Consider the following 22,064-nt stretch of genomic DNA (forward strand, 5'->3'; position numbering starts at 1 on the left):
GGACGTCCTGAAAAAATTACTGGGCGGCCGGGGTGAACTTCGACACGACGGTCTCGACCGGCTTGAACGCCTGCTTGGCGAGGTCGCTGTAGAGGCCGGCGATCTTCTGCGATTCCGCAACGAAGGTCTCGTAGGCGGAACGGGCGAAATCGGTCTGCGCTTCCATGGCCTTGTCCAGCGACTTCACGCCGGAAAGCTTCTCGACGAAGGACTTGGTGTCTTCGAACGACTTCTTGGTGTAGTCGCCATAGGCGCTGGCGATCGCATGGAGGCCGTGCTGCACCGAGGTCGCGGAGGCGACGTACTGCTCGAAGTGCTCTTTCCCGTAGTTCTGAAAGTCTTCAACCTTGAACATTTCGGAATCCTTTTCCCTGGCTCTCGTCGGGAAGCCCCGGCTCCCTGACTCTGCCCACAATTAGTGCAACGCACAAAAAAGTCAAGAATCTTGTGCGACGCACAAAAATAGATTGAAATCGCCGAGATTCCCGGGGTTTCCCGCAACAGTTCCTTAAGCTTTTGGAAACCGCGGCCCCCTACCCTGATTCCCTGGACGTGTTCAACTTCCACGGACGGTCAAAAGCCGTTTGAGAACATCACCTTAGCCAGAATAGCGGCTCAGGCCGAACGTCCCCCGCGGCGAACACCAGCGGAGGGACAGCCTGAGCAGGTAATGATCCCGGGTCCTTGGGCACAATTTCGCCTCACGAGCCGGTGATCAAGTCAGAAACGGGGACGGGGTTCCATGCTTCGTAAAAACTTGTCTTCCTCGCGCTTGGCGCGGGTTGGCGTTTTCGGGCTTCTTACGGTCACCACTGCGGTCATCTTCACCACCGATGCCGCCGAGGCGCGGCGTCATCGCCGCCACTACGCGCACCATCGGGTGCAGCGCGATGTGTCCGAGAGCTCCAGCCCGAAATTCGCGTCCATCATCGTCGACGGCAATTCCGGCGCGGTGCTGCAGGCAACGAGCCCCGACGGGATCCGCCACCCCGCCTCGCTGACCAAGATCATGACGCTCTATCTGCTGTTCGAGCGCCTCGAGTCCGGCAAGATGAAACTCGACACCGAGATGCCGGTGTCCAAGCACGCCGCCGATCAGGATCCGACCAAGCTGAACCTGCGTGCCGGCCAGACCATCCGTGTCGAGGATGCGATCAAGGGTCTCGTCACCCGCTCCGCCAACGACGCCGCGGTCGTGATCGCGGAAGCCATCGCCGGCGACGAGGACGACTTCGCCCAGATGATGACGCGCAAAGCCCGCGCGCTCGGCATGTCCAAGACGGTGTACCGCAACGCCAACGGCCTTCCCAACGACGAGCAGGTGACGACCGCGCGCGACCAGGCCACGCTCGGCCGCGCCATCCAGGAGCGCTTCCCGCGCTATTATCGCTATTTCGCGACCTCCACGTTCAACTGGCGGGGACAGTCGATCCGCAATCACAATCACCTGCTCGGCAGCGTCGAGGGCGTGGACGGCATCAAGACCGGCTACACCCGCGCCTCCGGCTTCAACCTTGTCAGCTCGATGCGCCGCGGCAACCGCCATTTGATCGGCGTCGTGCTCGGCGGCCGCAGCGGCGGCTCGCGCGATGCCATCATGCGCAACCTGCTCGCCGAGAATCTCGAAAAGGGCGCGACCACCCACACCGTTGCCGCGGTCACCGAGCGCAACGGCGCTGACGCCAATGTCGAGGTCGCCGCCGCATCGGATACGCCGGCACGCCCCGCGCCGCAGGTTCAGGCCGCAGCCGCTCCTGCTCCCGAAGCCGCCCCGTCGCGTCTGGCCGCGCGTCTGACGACGCTGGCGGCTGCGACGGCAGCGGTGCCGCCGGCCCAGCCCAAACCCGAAGCCAAACCCGAGGTTCGGCCGACGGAATCCAGGATCGAGCCCGCGCCGCTCACCAATGGCGTGATCTCGAGCCAGCCGCTCTCCATCATCCCCGGCTCGTCCGAGCCGATGAAGCCGGTTCGGGTCAAGACGGTTCAGGTCAAGGCCGGCGCCGTGAAGGTCGCCTCCGCCGCTCCCACTCAGGTCGCCCCGCCGGTCACCAACGCTATTCCGTCCCGTTCCGACGTCGCGGAAACCTCCGGCGCCGTGGTCGCCCGGGCCGATCTCATCAACAAGCCCGAGATCGTCAGCCAGCCGGAAGCGCCGAAGGCCGAGACTGCCCGTAGCGAAATGCCGCGGCAGCCGACAGGCTTCGGCACCGGCAACGGCATCCTCGGGGTGCTGCCGGCCGCAACGGCCGCCGCGCCCGCCCCGGCCGCTCCGAAGCTCGCCTCCGCCGATCCTGCGCCGATCCAGATGAGCGCCACCACCAAGCCGGTCCATAGCGGCTGGATCGTCCAGGTCGGCGCGCTCGAGAGCGAGAACGAAGCCCAGCAGCGCATTGACGCCGCGCGCAGCTCGGCCCGCGGCCTGCTCAGCAAGGCCGATCCGTTCACCGAGCCTGTCGTCGCCAAGGACAATCGCAAGCTCTACCGCGCCCGCTTCGCCGGCCTCGAGCGCGACCAGGCCGAAGCGGTCTGCCGCACCCTGAAGCGCGCCGAGATCTCCTGCATCACCGTCCGCAACTGATCTTCTCCCCCCGTTCGAGACAAAATGCCCGCGCCTAGCGCGGGCATTTTCGTTTTGGGACGCGGTGATGCAGGCTGTTCATGACAAGGCTGTTCCGCGACAACCTCTCGTCAAGAATTTACGGTTAAAACTTTGCTCAAGGGATCGACCACGCCGAAATGGCGGGCATCGGGGCGACGGCAAACGGAGCAAGCGGAGCTCACACGGTACGGGCGTTTGTGGCGTGGTGCCGGAGTTAGCCGTTATGCGTACGAAGCAGAGTATCCTTGGCCTCGTTTACCCGGGCAGCGAGATAGTTCGAGCCCCCCTGGTCGGGATGGAGTTTCTTCATCAGGGACTTGTGCGCCCGGCTGATGTCGTCGCGCCCCGCACCCGGCTGCAGGCCAAGGATCTGATAGGCCTCCTCCGCCGTCATTTTGCCGCTCGCCGCCGTGCGGCGCTGCCCCCCTGCCGCGTCGCCCTGCGCGTTCTGACGCCAAGCGGGAAACCGGCGGTCCAGATAGCTTTCAAGTAAGGCCACGCTCTCGGCGTCGAACGTCGGGACCATGGCCAAAAGGCCGGCGAGATCGAACTCGCCGAGATCGCGCCCGGCGTGAGGCCCGGCGACGATCTGCCCGCCAAGCTGGCCGCTGTCGTGGTCGAGCCGCATGTCCAGGAATTGCGAGCGCACGCGCGAGGCCTGCCCTGACGCGGGCGCAGCACCGCCGCCGAATAGCCCGCCGATATTGCCGAAGGCGGTGTTTGCCAGCGGTGTCCAGCCCAGCAGCCCGGCGCCGAAAATCCCGAGCGGAATCGCCACCGCCAGCTCGCCCCGCAAGCCCGTGAACGCTGCGACCGCCAGCGCCACCACGCCGCCACCGAACCTGATGGCACGCGCCAGCACCGCCGGGTTGGCGGCGCGGAACATCTGGAGCAGCAGGTAAAGCGTGATAACAGCGACAGCGCCGGCGATCAGGGTCATGCCAGGAATATAGTCGCCCTCGCGGCAAAATGCATGGTATGCGCCCGCCGCGCGCCGCGACGGTCCTGAGCGCTATTTCATCTGGCCGATCAGCTTGGCCGCGCCGCTCGCGGTCTTCGCCAATTTCAACAATGCCTCGCGGCCGCCGGCGGCATAGGCCGCGGCGGCCCGCAGCAGCTCGCGCAACTGCGCCGCCGCGCCCGGATCAAACCGGCACCAGGCGCCGCCGGTCAGGCGCGCGATCTCGCGGAAGGCCTGCTCGGCGACCGCGTCATGGCCTTCCTGAAACACGAACACCGGCACGTTGAGCATGCCGAGCTCGCCGGCCTTGGCGCAGAGCTCGTCGACCTTCTCCTCCATGGCATCGCCGACGAAGACGACGGCGCGCACGCCCGATGCGACCGCTTCGCGCCGCGCCTCGCTCAGCACCTTGCCGATCTGGGTGTCGCCGCCGCGGCAATCGATCTTGCTCATCAACGCCGCAAGCTTATCGCTGTCGGAGATCCACCCCGTGGCGCGGCACTCGTTCAGACCGCGATAGTAGACGAGCCGGATATCGAGACTGCCGAGTGCCGCGGTCTCGCGAAACATGTCGGCCTGAAGCGCGCAGGCCATGTCCCAGGTGGGCTGCCGGCTCATCGTCGCGTCCAACGCGAAGATCAGTCGCCCCTTCGCGCCCGGCGCATGGGGCGACAGCGCCCGCGCCTTGGCGACGAAAGCCGCAATGTCCTCCGCGGTCGACGTTCCGGCCTGCGGAACCGCGCCGCCTGCTTGCGCCGAGACGGCATCGCCGCGGCGCGGCTTGATGGGTTCGCCCGACATCGCTCGCCCCTTACGTGAGTGGCTAATGTGGTCAGCGCGGGCAGCCCGGTCAATGTGCAAAGCCCCCGCGGGCGGAGACCGGCGGGGGCTTGGGAAATCCGTACAATCGGTGGCGAGACGCCTGCTCTCGATGCTAGCCCTTGGCAGGCGCCATCAGCGCGACCGGGCCAGGCTCGAGGATGTTGGGCGGCGTCGATTGCGTGTCGACCGGCGCGATCTCGCTGTCGGTCGCGCTCAGGAATTTGTCGAGCATGCTCTGGATCGAGTTCTTGGCGACATCCGGACCGGTGTCGCGCATGTCGTTGTGCTGAAACTCGGTCTTTACGACCTGGATACCCGCCTTCTCGCATTCCTCGTCGGTCGGGAGCACGCCTGCATCGGCCTTGAACTGCGGATCCTGCGAACGGAACGACAGGATCTTGAACTTGCCCGCGGTGACGAAAGGCACGCGCAGATTGTCGAGCGTGACGACCTTCTTGACCTCATCCGGATACTGCTTGGCGAAATACATCGTGATGTCGCCGCCCATCGAGTGGCCGACCATCGTCACCTTTGCGTAGTCGGCGTTGGCCTGAACCTTCTTCATCTCCTGCATGGCGAGATGAATATTGGCGACGCCGCGCAGGATCTGCGGCAGCCGGCCGACATAGAGCTCACCGGGCTTGGTGACCATCGGAGGATCGGTCGGCAGGTCGTGCTGCGGGCTCACGACCATGTAGCCGCGCGCAGCGAAGATGTTGGCGAGGAAGCCGTACTCGGTGTTCTTGACGGTATTGCCGTGATTGATCACCGCGACCGGCAGCGTGATCATGCCGGCATTGGCCTGCATTTCCTTGTCGCGGCGCACCGCGATTTGGACGGGCACCGGACGATTATCGCGGGAGGCGTCGTAGAAGGTGATGGTCTCGTGCTTGATCGCCCACTTGCTCGCCGTGAAATAGGCGACGCCGCAGAGGGCACTGACCGAAACCAGAACGGCAATTCCACGCTTCATTTTCGTCCTCAGCCTCAGGCGCTTGCGGCCTGAATCCCTGTTGAAAATCGTGTTCTTCCGGAGCTCTTCGTCCCCTGGTCGCCTATTCGCTAATATATGTCACAGGCGCGTGACAGGAAGGCCAAATATTGTGAACCGGCAGCCCTTTCGTTGTGCGGCGCACACGTTTTCTGGGCACTCGCTTATTCCTACGCTACGTCAGGGTGCAGCCAACTATCGGACGCAACCAGTCTCGATCGGGTTCAATTTCGCAGTAAACATTGAATGAAAACGGTCGAACGCGACCAGGGTTCCCGCGGGAACCAGGCCGGCAGATCGATCGGAAGTAGCGATATACCCCTCAGGCGCCCAGGATGTCGTGGACTTCGAGCGGCTTGTCGATCTGGTTGAACCACTCGGCCCGGTTGGCGGCGCGGCGGCGGCCGCGCTCGTCGAGCGGCAGCTTGAGCTGGCGAAGCAGGCTCGTCACCTCTTCCCGTGCGGTGAGATGGCCGAGATTGGGCCGCATGCCGAGCGTGGCCTCGTCGATCTCGTCGAGGGCGGTCAGGCCGCGCGGGAAAAATTCGCGATAGACGACGCGTTCGGCGAAGCCGTCGACGTAGCGGAAGCCGAGCCGCAGCGACAGATCCTTCAACCCTTCCGCGACGAGCTGCTTGTTGCGCGAGCCGAGCATCGACAGGCGGTTGCGCACAACGATCCAGTCGGTGGTCGAGCCGTCGAGCTGGCGGCGCTTGCGGCGGACGTCGCGCACCATCTCGGCATAATGGCTCTCGCCCGTCACCGCGTAGCTGGCGGGATCGACGGTCCCGAGCACGTCGAAATCGAGGAAGCTGTCGTTGATCGGCGTGACCAGCGTGTCGGCCATCGAGTGCGCGAGCCGCATGAGGTAGCTGTCGGTGCCCGGCGTATCGATGACGATGAAGTCGAAGCTGCTCTCGACTGCCGAGACCGCCTCCATGAACTGCTGGAACTCGGAATTCTCGTTCTCGGCGATCTGCATGGTCTCGCCGAGCTTGATGCAGCGATGCACCGGCAGTTCGAGGTCGAGCTTGGTGCGGCGCGCCCAGGCGGAACGGTTGTTGATGTAGTGGGTGAAGCTCTGCTGGCGGCAGTCGAGGTCGATGGTGGCGACGCGCTGGCCGGCCTTCAGGAGCGCAACCGCGATGTGCAGGGCGGTCGTCGACTTGCCGGAGCCGCCCTTCTCGTTGCCGAGCACGACTACGTGCGCCGAGCCGGATTGGCCTTGGCTAGCCTGCACAAGCATGGCGATCCTCAACACCCCTGATGAATATCTTCGAGTTGGCCGCGTCTGCGGTCAAGTGAAATGCGTGACAGGTTATGCAAATCGTACTGCGCCGTTCTTCATCATGAATCGCGGCGCCAATTATCGTCTGTGATCCAGCCCACAATGTCGCGACATCGTGCGCTGCCTTGCACGGGATGCTGTGCCGCATCCGCATGCATGGCGTCCATGATCGCTGCTTGTTAAGGTTAGTCGCCCCCGCGCCAGATCATGGCGCGTCGATTCCCAAGCCCGTCGAGTCCTGATGTCACCAAGCCCCCTGATCGTCCGCACGGTCCCCACCTTGCGCCGCGCCGTCGATAATCTCCGCAAGCGAAAGGCCACGATCGCGCTGGTCCCGACCATGGGGGCCCTCCATGACGGCCATGTGTCCCTCGTCCGCCTCGCCAAGCGGCGCGCCAGCCGCGTCGTGGTCTCGATCTTCGTCAACCCGACCCAGTTCGCCCCGACCGAGGATTTCGGCGCCTATCCGCGCACCTGGAAGGCCGACATCGCCAAGCTCGCGGCCGAGGACGTCGACATCGTCTGGCATCCGGACGTCAAGGCCATGTATCCCGACGGCTTCGCCACCCGAATCGTGCCGGAGGGGCCGGCGCTCGCCGGCCTCGAGGACCGCTTCCGCCCGCACTTCTTCGGCGGCGTCGCCACCGTCGTCGGCAAGCTGTTCACGCAATGCCGGCCGGACTTTGCGATCTTCGGCGAAAAGGACTTTCAGCAGTTGCGGGTGGTGACGCAGATGGCGCGCGACCTCGACCTCGGCGTCAAGGTGATCGGCTCCCGCACCGTGCGCGAACGCGATGGGCTCGCGATGTCCTCGCGCAACGTCTATCTGTCGCTCGAGGAGCGGCAGACTGCCACCGTCCTCTATCGTGCCATGAGGGAGAGCGCGCGGCGGATCAAGGCCGGCGATGCGCTCGCGCCCGCGATGGCCGGCGGCGCCGAGATGATCAAGGCGGCCGGCTTTGCGCTCGACTATTACGAGGCCCGCCATGCCGAGACGCTGGCGCCGGTCAGCTCGCGCAAGGACCGTCCCTTGCGGATCCTGGTCGCGGCCAAGCTCAGCAGCACCCGCCTGATCGACAATATCGCGGTTTAGAGCAGCCCGAGATCGCGCAATTCGCGCCGCATCGGCTCCGGCATCGCCGCGATCGAGCCGGCGGCGGACTTGCCGAGATCGGGCGGCACGGAATCATCGGTGAGATAGCGCCAGCCCTGGAACGGGCGCATCGGCCGCGGCGACACCGAGATCACCTTCGGCTGCATCACGATGCGGCAGCGCCCGATGCCGTCCTTGTCGCGGAACGGCTCGATGCCGATGATCTTCTCCCGCGCGGCGATCTCGCCCTTGATCACCCAATAGAGCGACCCGCCCGCGAGGATCTCGGCGTCGCGCTTGGGCACCATGCGGGTGATGTGGATGTGATGTTGCGGCAGACCCTTCTTCTTGGCGGTCTGCATCCGTTCGGCGATCCACTCCTTCAATTCCTTGACGGAGTCGCAGCCGACGGCGAGCTTGATCAGATGTAGCGGCATGCCCCAGCATTAGCCGGGCAGCACCGCATTGGGAATGCCGATCTACTCGTTATCCGCAGCCGCGGGCGCGGCCGCCGTGGCCGGCGGCGGCGCGAGCGGAACCGGCGCTGCGGGGGCGCGCGCAGCCTTGGGAGCCGGCGGCTTCTTCGCGGCCGGTGGTGCCGCAGGCGCCGCGGCCTGTGCGGCGCCAGCGGCCTGTGCGGAGCCAGCCGTTGGCGCGCGCGGCGCTGTCGTTGCATTCGCGGCGGGCGCGGCCTGCCGCGTCGTCGCCGTCGGCTCCGGATTCATGATGCTCACCGGCGGCGTCGACGAGGCGCTCGGGAACTCCGCATTGGTCGGCTTGCCCGTCGGCATCGAGGGCGGCAGCCCGGCGAGCGCCGCATTGGCCGGCATCGGCGGCACCGTCGCGGGCGCGTTCCAGGTCGGCGCATGGCGCGCGACCAGCGTATCGTAGAGGTGGGAATCCATGTTGGCGGCGACCTGCTGCTGGTCGGTCAGCGCGCGGAACGCGGCGCAGTCGAACGGCGTGCAGCCGTCGCGCGCGACCAGCACCTGCGCCACGAGGCCGTAGCGATCGCGCTCCAGCGCCTTGCGCAGCGTCTTGATCTCCATCGTCAGGCTCTTCTCGGCGATCGCGGCTTCACCGAGCGCCGTCAGCCGGTCGATCCGGGCCGCGGTGTAGGACACAGCCGCAGCCGCAGCATCCGGCGAGCCGAACAGCGCCTTCTCGCAGCCAATGGCGACCGCATCGCCGGCGAGATCGTCGAGGCACGACAGCGCCGGCAGGCTCGCGATGACAGCACCTTGCGCGCGCGCTTCGCTCGGCGCGTCCTGCCCCAATGGCCCATAGACGCGCACGGTGGCAGCTCCGGCGATCGCGATGGACAGCAGCGTAATCACTGTCAGCGCGCCGTTGGCGACCGACTTCTCGGCGCGCAGCAGCGTGATCAGCAGGATCAAGCCGAAGAATCCGGCAGCGGCCAGCGTCATCCACATCGGGAAGGCCGGCGAGCGCCAGATTTGGTCGAGCGAAGTGGCCCATGCCCAGTTCATGCGCGACGTCCCCTCACGCGAGCAGAGAGCGAATGGTCAAGCGAGCACCGCAAGCCGGCAACTGCCCCGGCCCACCTTTTGAAGGTGAAGCGGGCCTTTTGACGGCGGCAGGACTCAAATCTCTGATGGCACCAATGCGCAGAGTGCGTCAGCCTTCAGGGGCGCGTGCTGGCTTCAGGAGAGCGCGAGCTGGCTTTCCTTGGCGACGCGTTCGAAAGCTTCGGTCGAGCTCTTGATCCGGTACTGGCAGTCGTCGCCGTCGGTCGGCAGCAGACGGATGACCTCATACGAGCCGCTGGCAGCGGGGCGCGCGATATTGCTGGCCGTGAACAATACGCGCGTTCCAATCGGGAATTTGTGCTTCAACACCCTCTCCACTCAAACAACGCCTGCCTCGCCCATGGTCCCACTACGATGGCCGGCCGGAAACCCAGGCGCTGTATAGCATGCGGCCGGCGGTTTTGGCCAGCGCCATGCCAGCATGGCAAGCACGCATATTTTGCAGTCTTTTCAGAGCGATAGCGATGGAACCGGCGGGCCGATGATACCGCCGGGGGCCGCGCGTTCAGGCGGCGTGTCGCAGGCTGGTCGCAGCCTAGGTGATCCCGTGCGCCCCCGGGTCAATTCCGGACCAGGAGCGCCGCCGGTCGGACCCTGCGATCAGGCGTCCTCGAACTTGGCGATGACAAGCGTTTCGGCCAGCCCGTCGCGGGTCCATTCCTGGAACGCCGGCAGCGCCATCATCGCCTCCATGTAGATTTTGGTCTCGGGCGTGACCTCGATTGCGTAGGTGCGGAAGCGGTGCACGACCGGGGCGTACATCGCATCCGCCGCCCCGAAGCGGCCGAACAGGAACGGTCCCTTCGCGCCATAGCGGGTGCGGCACTCGCGCCAAATCTCCTGCACGCGCGCGATGTTCGCCTTGGCGTCCGCCGACAATGTCACGGGGCGTACGGGGCGATGCAGGTTCATGCCGCATTCGTTGCGCAAGGCCATGAATCCGGAATGCATCTCGGCGCACACCGATCGGGCATGGGCGCGCGCGGCGACGTCGTCCGGCCACAACTTCACCTCCGGATAGCGCTCGGCGACGTATTCGATGATGGCGAGCGAATCCCACACCGTGACGTCGCCGTCGACCAGCACCGGCACCTTGCCGGCGCGGCTGAAGGAAAGGATCTGCTCCTTGTCCGCGGGATTGTCGGTGTAGAGCGGAATCAGCGTCTCCACGAACGGGATGTCGTTGGCGCGAAGCGCGAGCCAGGGCCGCATCGACCATGACGAGTAGTTCTTGTTGCCGATCGCGAGTTTCAGCGCAGCCATGTCATCAATCCTTCCCGGGACGCTTGGAAACAAGCCGCTTTTAACGCCATCGCCTGCCGCCAATCAATCGTTGCCGCATGCTGCCATGCGTGGCAATCGTGGCGACTTCCGAGGAGATAGACATGAGCAGGCACTGGGTCGACGTCACCGCCGTCGGCTTCTTCATCATCGAATGGCTGGTCTATGCGCTGACGCTGGAGCATTCGGCCTATGGCCGCGACAGCCTGTCGGCACGCATGAACCGCTATCGCGAGGTCTGGGTCCGCCGCCTGCTCGACCGCGACACCCGCATGGTCGACATGCAGATCATGACCTCGCTGCAGAACGGCACCGCCTTCTTCGCCTCCACCAGCCTGATCGCGCTCGGCGGCGCGCTGGCGCTGCTGCACGCCACCAACGACGCCATCACGATTCTCAGCAAGCTGCCGATCGACCTCAGCACCTCGCCGGCCATGTGGGAGCTGAAATGCGTCGGCCTCGTGCTGATCTGCGTCTACGCCTTTTTCAAGTTCGCCTGGGCTTACCGGCTGTTCAATTACGTCGCGATCCTGTTCGGCGGCATGCCGCCGGCGGACCAGCGCGACACGCCAGCGGCCGAAGCCCATGTCATCCGCACCTCGCGCCTGTTCGAATCCGCCGGCCGCCACTTCAACCGCGGCCAACGCGCCTTCTTCTTCGCGCTCGGCTATCTCGGCTGGTTCGTCAGCCCCTGGCTGCTGTTCGTCACCACGGCCGCCGTGGTGGTGGTGACCTGGCGACGGCAGTTCGCATCGAGCGCCTGGGCAGCGATGGCGCCGGAGGTGGTGGATGGCGAGGAGATGGGGAAGCGCGGTCATTGAGGACAGCTCTACTCTGCGACGCGGCGCGGTGCCGTAGAGTGGGCAAAGGCGCAAAGCGCCGTGCCCACGATCTCCCTCCATGAGCAACAAGGCGTGGGCACGCTGCGCTTTGCCCACCCTACGATATCGAGCTTGTGACACGCAGTTTGACTCACAGACACGCCTTCGCAGCCTCGCGGCGGATTTCGCCCGAGCTTTGCTTCGTCGCTCCACCCTCAAATCCAAGAGGGCGCAGGGAAGGCCGGGTGCCGACAAGCACCCGCGGTCCGCTGCGCGAAATGCACACGCAGGAAGAACCGCACAGCAGCATACAGGTGGTGCCGATCACTCGGCCTTCCCTGCGCGATGGTCGGACGGCTTATGCCGTGATCTCCCGGGAGCCGAACTTTCCTTCTGGCCTCCCTCGCCTCGCGAATTGGATGATGCAGTCTGCCCGGTTGGGCTCGCTCGCATCTTCGCTGAGACTTGACCGTGGCAACGACGGTCAGGACCACACGGTTTTGCCGTACGCGCGGCCCGCCATGTCGCCCGCAGTCTTTCCAGCCCTGTCGACGAAGCTGGAAACTTACAGGCGAGACGAACCTAGCAGCGCCGCTCGTCTGCACGAAGCCTCGGGCTCACAGGGACTACCCGCCCTGCCCGCGCCTCTCGTGCCGACGCTGCCGCGTCCACCGCAAGCCCGGCTCGCGATCAAGACGACCTCGAGATCGCCCCTCTTGGTGAGCCGGGATGGGCGACACATACGATAAAACCGAATTTCGGTAAAGTGGAATATTTTTGCGATGATGGGTTGACAGAGGCGCGACACAGGCACGGTCGCGTAGCCCGGATGAGCGGAGCGACATCCGGGACAGTGCAATATGCCGCGCGAGCGGCCCCGGGTATCGCTGCGCTCACCCGGGCTACAAGAGTGGGCTCCAAGAGCTACCCGCCGAAATCCCGCAGGCTGAACGGCAGGTCGAGCACCTTCCACTCCTCGTACAGATCGGCGGGCAGCATCTTGTAGGGCTGGCAGTTCTGAAGCGCGCTCATTGCGGACTTCACCAGGGCCACCCCTTTTGTGGATGGCGGGGCTTCGAGCAGGATCGGCTCGCGCGCCAGCGTGCCGTCGGTGGCGAACACCGAGCGCAGCTTGATGTGAACGTTGTCGGTCGGGCTGAGCCCCGCCGGCAGTTTCGCACAGCTCCGCAAGTGGCTGCGAAGCGCGGCGATGATTTCTGCCGGAAGCTTGGCTGCGATCGAATCCTTGGCGTCGCCGCCATCGTCCTTGGGGGCGTCTTTCGGCAGCGCCGGCGGCAATTCGGGCGGCAGGCCGAGCATGACGCCGTATTTGACGGTGACGTCAGGCTGCGGAGACTGATAGGCCGGCGGCGGCGCGGCCTGTGGCTGCAGCATCGCCTGCGGTGGCGGTTGGGACTGCGCCTGCTGCGGCGGCTGTTGCGGCTCGGGCGAAGGCTGCTGTTTGGCCGCAGGCTTCGGCGCAGTCTCCGTCTTGTCCTTGTCGGTGGAATCCAGCTTCGGCAATTTCAGATCGAGCTTCGGCTCCGGCGGCTTCTCCTTTGCCTCCTCCTGGGCTTTCTCCTCAGCCTTCTCTTGCTCCTGCTTCACCTGCTCCGGCGTGACGATGTCCACCGTCACAGTCTCGGGCGCCGCGGCGTGGAACGGATGGACTTCGCTGATCAGGATGATCAGACCCACCAGCGTCAGATGCGCGATCGCCGACGCTGCAACGTCCGTCCGTATGATTGTCCGCAGTTCCATCGCCCGATCTTGGATTGCCGCCCTGCTGTTAGCATACCGCGGTCTCCCCTCAATCCCATTTCGGGGCGAAGCCGAAATCGGTCAGGCGGCCCTTGGGGTTGGCGAGCGCGGCGATCCGGCTCATCTCGCCCTGCGACAGCACGAAATCGAAGACCTCGATGTTCTCGGACAGCCGCTCGATGCGCGAGGTGCGCGGGATCGCAGCGACATTCTGTTGCACCAGCCAGCGCAGGCAGATCTGCGCCGGGCTCTTGCGATGCGTGCGCCCGATCTCGACCAGCGTCTGGTCGGTCTTGATGCGCCCCTTGGCGATCGGACTGTAGGCGACAAGTGCAAGGCCGTGCTGATCGCAGGCCGCCCTCACCTTCGCCTGGTCGAGATAGGGGTGGTATTCGACCTGGTTGCAGACCAGCGGCTCGCCCGATAGCGCCACCGCCTGCTCGATCAGCGCCACCGTGAAATTGGAGACGCCAATGTGGCGGGTCAGGCCCATGCGCTTGGCATGCGACAACGCGCCGAGCGTCTCTGCCAACGGCACGTGCGGATTAGGCCAGTGCAGCAGCAACAGGTCGACGTTAGGAAGCCGCAAGCGCGCCAGGCTCTCCTTGACCGAGCGCTCGAGATCATGAGGCGCGAAATGGTTGGTCCAGACCTTGGTGGTGAGGAAGACGTCGTCGCGGCGCACGCCCGAGGCGCGCAAGCCGTCGCCGACTTCGCGCTCATTGTCGTAGGCCTGCGCGGTATCGATGTGCCGATAGCCGAGCCGCAGCGCCTGCTCGACCAACCGCGCGGCAGGCCGTCCGCTCAGCTCCCAGGTCCCGAGCCCGATCGCCGGGATTCTTGCGCCATTGGCCTCGACGAACAGCATGAGGACTCCTGTTCCGATGCGGCAGTCCCAGACTCATCAGGCTCATTATGGACCCGGCCCATGACGCTGCCAACGGAAGCCGCGGCGGTCCAGTCGGGGTATTTGGCGCAAGGCTAACGGGAGGTTCGCATCAAGGCTTGGCCCTTGGCGGCAGGCTCTTGACGTCAGGCTTTTGGCGTCAGGCTTTGGCGAGCGCCTGGAACACCGTCTCCGGCGCGTGCGCGATCACCGCGAGCAGCGCGCGGGCCGGTCCCCGCGGAGCACGCTTGCCCTGCTCCCAGTTGCGGATGGTCTCGACGGGAACGCCGAGCTTGGCGGCGAACTCCATCTGGGTCAGGCAGGCGCGGCGGCGCAAATCGCGCACCGCGAGCGAGCCCGCCTCGGCCGGCGCGGCATTGGCCGCAGGCTGGACCGGAGACGGCTGGATTGGAAACTCCTGCCCTTCCCGCACCTCGACGATCCGTCCGTCCGCCTTCAACCGCACACGCATGCCCATTCCCCCCAACCGCGGCGATGATGCGGCAGGTCGCTTAAGTTCGGATTAAAGATGGTCTCGCGCCCCGGACGCTGCGCAGTGCTCCCGGCGATGCGAAGCATCGTCCGGTGCGGTGCGCTGCTGAGCCGGGGCCCACTCGCCGCGGCGTATGCTGCCTGCTGGGTCCCGGTTCTGCGCAGCAACGCTAAGGGCGTTGCTGCGCGCCCGGGACACGAGAGTGAAGAGTGCCGGCTACCTCAACCCGAACCACAGTGTCGCGATGCCGAGAAAGGAGAAGAAGCCAACGACGTCGGTCACGGTGGTGACGAAGGTGCCGGAGGCCACCGCCGGATCGGCCCTGACACGTTCGAGCGCCATCGGGATCAGGATGCCGCCGAGCGCGCCAGCGATGAGGTTGCAGACCATCGCAAGCCCGATGACGATGCCAAGGCCCGGAATCTTGAACCAGGCCACCGCTGCGATGCCCGTGATCACGGCAAAGGCGAGTCCGTTGATCAGACCGACCAGCGCCTCGCGCATCACGACGCGCCAGGCGTTGGAGGAGCCAAGCTCACGCGTCGCCAGCGCCCGCACCGCGACCGTCATGGTCTGGGTTGCGGCATTGCCGCCCTGGCTCGCCACGATCGGCGCCAGCACGGCGAGCGCAACCATCTTTTCGAGCTGGCCCTCGAACAGGCCGAGCACGGAGGACGCCAGGAAGGCGGTGGCGAGATTGACCAGGAGCCAGTTGAAGCGGCCGCGCGCGATGGTCAGGAAGGTGTCCGACAGCTCTTCGTCGCTGGTGACGCCGCCGAGCGCCTTGAGGTCCTCGTCCGCCTCCTCCTCGATGACGTCGACGACGTCGTCGACGGTGATGACGCCGACCAGGCGATCCTGGGTGTCGAGCACGGGGGCTGCGACGAGATTGTACTTGCCGAACATGCGCGCGACCTCTTCCTGGTCCTCCAGGACGGAGACGCGGCGGCGGTCTTCGTCGGTGAGCTCGGTCAGCGCGATCGGCCGGCGCGCGCGCAGCAGCACGTCGAGCGGCACCGCGCCCTGCCAGTGCTGGTCCTTGTCGACGACGTAGATCTCGTAGAACCGATCGGGCAGATCCGGCGTCTCGCGCATGTAGTCGATCGCCTGGCCCACGGTGAAATCCTGGGGCACCGCAATGAACTCGGTCTGCATCCGGCGTCCCGCGGAATTCTCCGGATAAAGCAGGCTGCGTTCGAGCGCGACGCGCTCCTTGAGCGGCAGCTTCTCGAGAATCTCCTCCTGCTCGGCCTGGTCGAGGGTCTCCAGCAGCTCGACCGCATCGTCGGATTCGAGCTCGCGGACGCCTTCGGCGACCGTCTCCGGCGGCAGCTCGTCCAGGATCTCCTCGCGGACCGCCTCGTCGACCTCGTTCAGCGCGGAGAAGTCGAAGTCGCGCCCAGTCAGCTCGACCAGGCGGACGCGGTCGTCGGGCTCCAGGGCGCCAATGAGATCGCCGAGATCGGCCTCGTGCAGCTCGGCGACACAGGCACGGAGCGAAGCGCTGTCGCCGGCCTCGATCGCGCGGGCGATCTCCTCGACGAATTCGTGCCTGATATCGCCGTCTTCATTGCGCATCGGCACGTGGTCGAGTACCGAATCCGCGGCGGGTGGGGCAACGTCCATATGTTCATCCATGGCGCGCCTCGCCGTTTGACAAGTTGGATCAGGTGGTCTGAGCTGACGGTCAGGCAATACCCACAAGGCAATCGGGAGCGCAATGACAAAGATGCTGCGACTGAGGGGGACTTCGGTGTCGCTGGGCGCGGCCCTCGGCACCTTCGCCGGCATCGCCTCGATCCAAGCCGCCGAGTGCCCGCGCAAGGACGCGCTCGGCACCTCGCGCGTGCTGAGCGTCGATGCCAGGACCACGCCGCGCGTGGGCTTGAAGAGTTTTCCGCAGACGCTTGCACTGGCCGATCGCGAGGTCGTGCTGACCTTCGACGACGGGCCGAACCCGCCGACGACGTCGAAGGTGCTGGCGGCGCTGGCGCAGGAATGCGTACGCGCGACCTTTTTCCTGATCGGCCAGCACGCCTCCGAGCATCCCGATATGGTCAAGCGCATCGCCCGCGAGGGCCACACCGTCGGCCATCACTCCTTCTCGCATCCGTTCATGGGGCGTATTCCGTTCGAGAAGGCCACGGCCGACATCGACCGGGGCATTGCCGCAGACGAAATGGCGCTGCACGGAACCTCGACGACGACACCCTCGACGCCGTTCTTCCGCTTCCCCTATTTCGAGTCGACACAAGCGCAACTCGACCTGCTCCAGTCGCGCCGCATCGTTGTGTTCGGGGCCGATCTATGGGCCAGCGACTGGGAGGAAATGACGCCGGAGCAGCAATTGAAGCTCGTCACCGAGCGCCTCGCCGCGAGCGGCAAGGGCATCATCCTCTTTCACGACAACAAGGCGCGCACGGCCGCAATGATGCCGGCGTTTCTGCGGTATCTGAGGGAGAACAGCTATCGGGTGGTCCACATCGTACCGGCGGGCACATCACAGAGGAACGCCGACGCGCGTTGATGCCGGAATGTCACGCCGGCGCAAAATGGGGTGATCCCGGCCCAATTAACACTCTGTTCATGCTACCCCGTGCAAAGTTGCGGGGGGTATTGCACCTGAACCATTTTGGGGCGGCTCCGACCTACTAAGGCGGCAATCGCAGATGAGGGCAGGCCGGATTCATGATCGGAAGTAGCGTTGTTTCGCGGACGCGATCGTGGACCGCCCTTGGCTTGATGTTGGGATTGCTGACCACCGCTTCGCCGGCAGCGCTCGCGGCCGACTGTCCGGGCCACCCCGATGCGCTCGGCACCTCCCGCACCCTGGTGGTCGACCCGCGCGAGCATCCGCTGATCGGCACCATGCAGTATCGCGAGACGCTGCCGCTTAGGGATCATGAAGTCGTCCTCACCTTCGACGACGGTCCGCTGCCGAAATATTCCAACCAGGTTCTCAAAATCCTCGACGACGAGTGCATCAAGGCGACCTTCTTCATCATCGGCAGCCAGGCCAAGGCCAACCCCGAAGGCGTGCGCAAGCTGGTCGCCGCCGGCCACACCGTCGGTACCCACAGCATGGACCATCCGCTGACGTTCGACCGGATGCCGGTCGAGAAATTCGAGGCGGAGATCAATGGCGGCATCGAGTGGACCTCGGCCGCGATGACTGATCCGTCGAAGCTCGCCCCGTTCTTCCGAATTCCCGGCCTGATGCGCGCCGAAGGCGTCGAGCACCATCTGATCGCGCGCGGCATCCAGGTGTGGAGCGCCGACTTCCCGGCCGACGACTGGCGCCATGTGTCGTCCGACCGCGTCTATCAGCTCGCGATCCAGCGGCTGGAGGCCAAGGGCAAGGGCATCCTGCTGCTGCACGACATCCAGGCCCGCACCGTCGCGGCGCTGCCGAAGATCATCCGCGACCTCAAGGCGCGCGGCTATCGCATCGTGCATGTGGTGCCGGCGACCGCCGACCGGCCGGCGACGCCGACCAATCCGGTGGAATGGCTGCTGCATCCGCCGACCGAGACCACGCCGATCGCGCGCTGGCCGGCCGTTCCGGGTTTCGTGTTCACGCAGACCAAAACGCTTCCGGCGCCCTCGCTCGCCGACCTCAATGCGCAGACCGAGCATCAGCCGCTGCTGCCGCGCCGGACCATGGCGCAGGCCGATGTCGCAGCCACCCTGCCCGTACCCGGCCGCGCTCTGTTTGCGATCCCGGAAGGCTCGGTCGAGGTGCTGCTGTCGACGACATTGTCGCGGCGTGCGGCGACGCGGCTGGCGATGGCGGCCGAGACGCCGCACGCGGCCAAGGGCAAGACTGCAAGGGGCAAGGCAGCCAAGCCCCAGGCTCGGCACACCGCACATGCGGCGCAGGCCGCGCCGAAGCATGCGGCGCAGGCCAAGACGACGGCGCCCCGCCCGACCCGCCTCGCCACCAGTGCGAAGAAACGCGCGTGAGGTCTACTGCCGCATGATGGCGGCGACGCAGAGCAGCACGATCAGCGCCAGGAAGAACAGGTCCATATAGGACTTGAGCTCGCCGTCGCGCCTGAGACGGGCGACGTCGGCGACGACCTGCTTGCGCGCGTTCGTTCCCCCGGAGCCGTCATTGATCGGCCCCTGCAGGCGCCGCGTCTCGGCCTCCAGCTTCTCGATCTTCTGGAAGAAATAGAACGCGCGCAGCGTCGAGGCCGCGCGCATGCCGGTATAGACCAGCACCAGGATCGCGATGATCGCCCGGTTCTGGTATTTCTCCATGAAGTTCAGGCTGAAATAGACCATCGCCATGAATGCGAAGTTGGTCACGAAGCGATAGACGAAACTGAGAAAAACCATGCTGGCTCGAACCTTGAGGGGCGCAACTCAATGGTGTTGCGAAATTCGGGATCGGGGGACCCAGGCCGGAACGGCCAGCCTGGATGCGGTAGCGGCCCGTCTACGCCAAGATTGTTTCGACAAAGATACGATCGTCCGCAAGTCGCCGCCTTTTAGCCACACGCGGCCATAATGCAAGCCGCAGGACGGCCATCGCCCTGGCCCGCAGTGCATCCGCAACGGCTCAATGGCGATTTGGCGGAAGTCGCGATAGACTGACCCTGCCGCCACATCTGGGATCTGCCGATGCCGAAGAAGGGAATCACCGGCCACGACGAGTGGGTTCTGACCGAGGCCCTCGCGACCGCCCTGGTCGCGCTGGAGCAGCTCGAACCGAAGCATCAGCCGACCGCGCATATGGACGACATCCGCAAGATGCTGGCGAACGGCAAGGAGCCGGCGGCGGTGAGCCTGCACCTCGCCCAGGCCAAATGCCGCCTGTTTCCCGACCTCGACCCGCTGGAGATCTACCGGGAATACGGCATCGGCGAGGAATATGGCTGACGGCTGCATTGGTGCGGCGCGGGCTCCCATCGGATCAGGACATTCGAGCTGATGCGCTCAAGGGCGTTTGAGCACCCCCTCATCTTCTGGCCGTCGTATCCCTAACCCGGACGAAGCAAGTGACCGACATCACGAGGTCCTCGCCGTCACAAGCTCCGGGGTAAGGCAGCCCCCAACGCCGCTGGCACACGCTCTGGCTGCGCCATGAGTGATAGCTTCCAGCTCGCGCTCGATTGTGGTAGGTGACCAAAAAAGGAACGGCAATGAGCCATTTTGTCGATGCTTGGAACGCGAGCTACGTTCGACTCGAAAACACCCTGTTCTATCCGAGCGAGGGAGTCGTCGCTTTCGTAAATAGGAATATCCGCAGGCGCATAGGCTTTGATCGCTTCGATCGCGAGTTTGCTTCACCGCCAGTCGTTCTGGACTTGGGAAGCGGAGCTGGCCGGCATCTTCGGTTCCTGTGCGAGAACGGTTACCACCCCATCGGGGTCGAGCTGAGCAGCGAAGCGTGCAAGCAGGCGCGCGCCTTGATGAGCCGGTCGGGATTGTCCGATTTCGAGATCCATGAGAGCGACGGCGGACGGGTTCCACTTGCAGACGCCTCTGTCGACTACGCCATCTCCGCTGCAACATTCGATAGCATGACCCGTCTCGACGCCGCGTCCAGCGCGGCGGAGGTTTATCGCACACTCAAACCCGGCGGATTGTTCTACGTGGACCTGATTTCAGATACCAGCGCCAGATCCGGGCAGGAACTGGCCAAGGGCGAATTTCTGATCGATGAGGTCCACGAAAACGGAACAGTCCAGCTTTTCTACAACAAGGACAATATTGACAGCGTATTCGCGGCTTTCAAGCTCCGCTCGCGGCGCCTTCATCAGGTGATCGACGACCGTGGCAACGTCATCTCCGCCCGCTGGGAATGTGTGTTTGAGAAATGAGCTTTTTTGACCGCCTCGTAGCCGATCCGCTTCAAACGAAGAGGACGAGGCGAAGCTTCGCCATCCCCTCGGACACCAAACAAGGGCTAACCTTATTTGAAGACATCATGGTCGTCAGGAACGGCACTGCCGTGACTGCGTATGACCGCCGGTGCGATCACAACGGCGGAAAACTGGTATCTCAACCCGGGACGAATATTGCGTCGTGCCCGCTGCATGGCTGGAAGTTTGACGCCGAGAGTGGCGCGTATACCAATGTGGCGGTTCGCAAAACGCCCCTGACTGTTGTCAAAACGGACGCAGGATATCAGGCTCATATTGACGTACTTACCCCGCTTCTCGATAACGTCGGAGATCAGTCGGTTTCGATCCGATTTATCAATCACGCCTGCGTCGTGGTCTCTTTCGACGGCCTATCCTTCGCCACGGACCCTTGGTTGCTTGGTCCAGCTTTCTGCAATGGCTGGTGGCTCAAATACAAATCACCGAACGACGCGCTCGACATCATCAATCAATGCGATTTTATATTCATCAGCCACAACCATCCTGATCATCTCCATCCGGAGACGCTTTCGCAAGTCAGGAAAGACATGCCGGTCCTGACGGCAGGCTTTGCAACCGGGTCCGCCGAATCTTACGTGAGGGATTTGGGTTTCGCCAACGTCTTGGCGGCGGATTTTGGATCCGCCTATCATGACCCCATTTCAGGCCTTCGTTTTACTGTTCTGAAGAGCGGAGACTTCCGCGATGACAGTGGCCTGTATTTTACCGTTGGCGCATTCTCGGGATTGCTGACTGTCGATTGCAATTCCTTGAATTTTAACATGCTCCCCTCTCCGGTTACATTCCTGGCGTCATCTTTTTCGGGAGGGGCATCGGGATTTCCACTCTGCTTCACAAATCTGGAGGACGACGAGAAACGCCGCGTGCTCGCGCGCAACAGGAATGCGATGATCGCGGGCGTCAAAAAATACATCGAAGTCTCGAAGCCCGGCGTCTACATGCCGTATGCCGGATATTTCGCCGAGGATCCAATCAGAGACGAAATGGTCGCGACCAACAACTTGAAGAATCAGCCCTCCGACTATTTGTCCGTATGCAGAGATTCAAACACGGTCTTGGCCGACCCCACCGTCGAAGACATGTATGTATTTTTCGGCGACAAGCTCGTTAAGTCGTATCAATCTGAAACTAGAGAGGTCGGCCAGCCTGACCGGAACTACTACGCTCAGGCATGGAAGACGTTTGGCGATATAAGCTTCGAAGAAGTCGCGTCTTACTTTATGAGCTCGGGTTTCACAGACAATCTGATCGGTTATATCGGCCTGGCGGATGAAGATTTTGTCCCGCAAGAGATCTATCGCGTGGACTTTCGCTCAACGCCTCCGTCGGTTCAGCTCAGCGACCAACCCCAGCTAAAAGAAATCCACAACGAGACTGGCGCCAGGGTGACTTATGCTCGGATCAGAACCCCTGCCTTTGTCGAGACAATTCGTAATCTTCTTCCCTGGGAAGACCTGCTCATTGGATTCCAGGCGCGATTTGATCGCGTGCCCAACGTCTACGATTCCGATTTTTGGTATCACTTCACCAATGTGCACATCAAGCAGAGAGCGCGCCGCGCGATATCGGACTGCGGCGGCAGCTGCAACCGCATCAGTGAGGTCGTATTCTGACAGGCGGCCTGACC

At 64.3% G+C, this 22,064-nt stretch carries 22 protein-coding genes; 8 read left to right on the plus strand and 14 right to left on the minus strand.

The window, feature by feature from the left end:
* Window positions 1-16: 16 nt before the first annotated feature.
* Window positions 17-355 carry a phasin family protein gene (locus IVA79_RS05760; RefSeq protein ID WP_247550873.1) on the minus strand — a complete coding sequence of 113 codons (339 nt, stop codon included), beginning with the start codon at window positions 353-355 and terminating at the stop codon, window positions 17-19.
* A 387-nt stretch (window positions 356-742) separates the two neighbouring features.
* On the opposite strand from IVA79_RS05760, the gene IVA79_RS05765 reads away from it, so the two are divergent.
* Window positions 743-2,578 carry a D-alanyl-D-alanine carboxypeptidase gene (locus tag IVA79_RS05765; protein ID WP_247550874.1) on the plus strand — a complete coding sequence of 612 codons (1,836 nt, stop codon included), beginning with the start codon at window positions 743-745 and terminating at the stop codon, window positions 2,576-2,578.
* 235 nt (window positions 2,579-2,813) lie between these two features.
* Here IVA79_RS05765 and IVA79_RS05770 read toward each other — a convergent pair whose 3' ends face one another.
* From IVA79_RS05770 to IVA79_RS05785, 4 genes are all read right to left on the minus strand, one after another.
* Window positions 2,814-3,539, minus strand: a complete 726-nt coding sequence (locus IVA79_RS05770; protein WP_247550875.1) for a DnaJ domain-containing protein — start codon at window positions 3,537-3,539, stop codon at window positions 2,814-2,816.
* A 72-nt stretch (window positions 3,540-3,611) separates the two neighbouring features.
* Window positions 3,612-4,361, minus strand: a complete 750-nt coding sequence (locus IVA79_RS05775; protein WP_247550876.1) for a VWA domain-containing protein — start codon at window positions 4,359-4,361, stop codon at window positions 3,612-3,614.
* A 133-nt stretch (window positions 4,362-4,494) separates the two neighbouring features.
* A complete protein-coding gene (locus IVA79_RS05780; RefSeq protein ID WP_247550877.1) occupies window positions 4,495-5,355 on the minus strand; it encodes an alpha/beta fold hydrolase in 861 nt (286 codons plus the stop codon).
* A gap of 340 nt (window positions 5,356-5,695) precedes the next feature.
* On the minus strand, window positions 5,696-6,619 hold the full coding sequence (locus tag IVA79_RS05785) for a division plane positioning ATPase MipZ (RefSeq protein WP_247550878.1): 924 nt from the start codon (window positions 6,617-6,619) through the stop codon (window positions 5,696-5,698).
* Between the two features lie 283 nt (window positions 6,620-6,902).
* Between IVA79_RS05785 and panC the strand changes: the two genes are divergently transcribed.
* Complete coding sequence (gene panC / locus IVA79_RS05790; RefSeq protein WP_247550879.1) at window positions 6,903-7,754, plus strand: pantoate--beta-alanine ligase; 852 nt, start codon at window positions 6,903-6,905, stop codon at window positions 7,752-7,754.
* Here panC and IVA79_RS05795 read toward each other — a convergent pair.
* The 4 genes from IVA79_RS05795 to IVA79_RS05810 all read right to left on the minus strand — a co-directional run bounded on the left by IVA79_RS05795 (window position 7,751) and on the right by IVA79_RS05810 (window position 10,567).
* The gene (locus tag IVA79_RS05795; RefSeq protein WP_247315332.1) at window positions 7,751-8,191 is read right to left on the minus strand and encodes a DUF1489 domain-containing protein; all 441 of its coding nucleotides are present in this window, start codon (window positions 8,189-8,191) and stop codon (window positions 7,751-7,753) included. The genes panC and IVA79_RS05795 overlap by 4 nt on opposite strands.
* Window positions 8,192-8,233: 42 nt before the next feature.
* Window positions 8,234-9,244, minus strand: coding sequence for a hypothetical protein (locus tag IVA79_RS05800; protein WP_247550880.1), 1,011 nt, complete (start codon window positions 9,242-9,244; stop codon window positions 8,234-8,236).
* A 174-nt stretch (window positions 9,245-9,418) separates the two neighbouring features.
* On the minus strand, window positions 9,419-9,610 hold the full coding sequence (locus tag IVA79_RS05805) for a hypothetical protein (RefSeq protein ID WP_247550881.1): 192 nt from the start codon (window positions 9,608-9,610) through the stop codon (window positions 9,419-9,421).
* Between the two features lie 294 nt (window positions 9,611-9,904).
* Window positions 9,905-10,567, minus strand: coding sequence for a glutathione S-transferase family protein (locus IVA79_RS05810; RefSeq protein WP_247550882.1), 663 nt, complete (start codon window positions 10,565-10,567; stop codon window positions 9,905-9,907).
* A gap of 122 nt (window positions 10,568-10,689) precedes the next feature.
* Between IVA79_RS05810 and IVA79_RS05815 the strand changes: the two genes are divergently transcribed.
* Window positions 10,690-11,406 carry a DUF599 domain-containing protein gene (locus tag IVA79_RS05815; RefSeq protein ID WP_247550883.1) on the plus strand — a complete coding sequence of 239 codons (717 nt, stop codon included), beginning with the start codon at window positions 10,690-10,692 and terminating at the stop codon, window positions 11,404-11,406.
* A gap of 924 nt (window positions 11,407-12,330) precedes the next feature.
* Here IVA79_RS05815 and IVA79_RS05820 read toward each other — a convergent pair.
* The 4 genes from IVA79_RS05820 to mgtE all read right to left on the minus strand — a co-directional run bounded on the left by IVA79_RS05820 (window position 12,331) and on the right by mgtE (window position 16,184).
* Window positions 12,331-13,167, minus strand: a complete 837-nt coding sequence (locus IVA79_RS05820; RefSeq protein WP_247550884.1) for a hypothetical protein — start codon at window positions 13,165-13,167, stop codon at window positions 12,331-12,333.
* 49 nt (window positions 13,168-13,216) lie between these two features.
* A complete protein-coding gene (locus IVA79_RS05825) occupies window positions 13,217-14,035 on the minus strand; it encodes an aldo/keto reductase (protein ID WP_247550885.1) in 819 nt (272 codons plus the stop codon).
* Between the two features lie 178 nt (window positions 14,036-14,213).
* The gene (locus tag IVA79_RS05830; protein ID WP_247550886.1) at window positions 14,214-14,531 is read right to left on the minus strand and encodes a helix-turn-helix domain-containing protein; all 318 of its coding nucleotides are present in this window, start codon (window positions 14,529-14,531) and stop codon (window positions 14,214-14,216) included.
* A gap of 231 nt (window positions 14,532-14,762) precedes the next feature.
* On the minus strand, window positions 14,763-16,184 hold the full coding sequence (gene mgtE, locus IVA79_RS05835; RefSeq protein ID WP_247550887.1) for a magnesium transporter: 1,422 nt from the start codon (window positions 16,182-16,184) through the stop codon (window positions 14,763-14,765).
* Between the two features lie 82 nt (window positions 16,185-16,266).
* Here mgtE and IVA79_RS05840 point away from each other — a divergent pair, with 82 nt between their 5' ends.
* Together IVA79_RS05840 and IVA79_RS05845 are read left to right on the plus strand one after the other, a co-directional pair.
* Window positions 16,267-17,073, plus strand: a complete 807-nt coding sequence (locus IVA79_RS05840; RefSeq protein WP_247550888.1) for a polysaccharide deacetylase family protein — start codon at window positions 16,267-16,269, stop codon at window positions 17,071-17,073.
* 161 nt (window positions 17,074-17,234) lie between these two features.
* Window positions 17,235-18,509 (plus strand): polysaccharide deacetylase family protein, encoded by a 1,275-nt coding sequence (locus IVA79_RS05845; protein WP_247550889.1) that lies wholly within the window; start codon window positions 17,235-17,237, stop codon window positions 18,507-18,509.
* Between the two features lie 3 nt (window positions 18,510-18,512).
* Here IVA79_RS05845 and IVA79_RS05850 read toward each other — a convergent pair whose 3' ends face one another.
* Window positions 18,513-18,887: a hypothetical protein gene (locus tag IVA79_RS05850; protein ID WP_247550890.1), complete on the minus strand. Its 375-nt coding sequence runs from the start codon at window positions 18,885-18,887 to the stop codon at window positions 18,513-18,515.
* A 285-nt stretch (window positions 18,888-19,172) separates the two neighbouring features.
* Between IVA79_RS05850 and IVA79_RS05855 the strand changes: the two genes are divergently transcribed.
* The 3 genes from IVA79_RS05855 to IVA79_RS05865 all read left to right on the plus strand — a co-directional run bounded on the left by IVA79_RS05855 (window position 19,173) and on the right by IVA79_RS05865 (window position 22,050).
* Complete coding sequence (locus IVA79_RS05855) at window positions 19,173-19,430, plus strand: hypothetical protein (protein ID WP_247550891.1); 258 nt, start codon at window positions 19,173-19,175, stop codon at window positions 19,428-19,430.
* Window positions 19,431-19,693: 263 nt separating this feature from the next.
* Window positions 19,694-20,374, plus strand: a complete 681-nt coding sequence (locus IVA79_RS05860; RefSeq protein WP_247550892.1) for a class I SAM-dependent methyltransferase — start codon at window positions 19,694-19,696, stop codon at window positions 20,372-20,374.
* The gene (locus IVA79_RS05865; protein ID WP_247550893.1) at window positions 20,371-22,050 is read left to right on the plus strand and encodes a Rieske 2Fe-2S domain-containing protein; all 1,680 of its coding nucleotides are present in this window, start codon (window positions 20,371-20,373) and stop codon (window positions 22,048-22,050) included. Before IVA79_RS05860 ends, IVA79_RS05865 begins: the two co-directional genes overlap by 4 nt.
* Window positions 22,051-22,064 lie beyond the last annotated feature (14 nt).

It is taken from the genome of Bradyrhizobium sp. 138 (assembly GCF_023074075.1).
Taxonomy (GTDB): domain Bacteria; phylum Pseudomonadota; class Alphaproteobacteria; order Rhizobiales; family Xanthobacteraceae; genus Bradyrhizobium.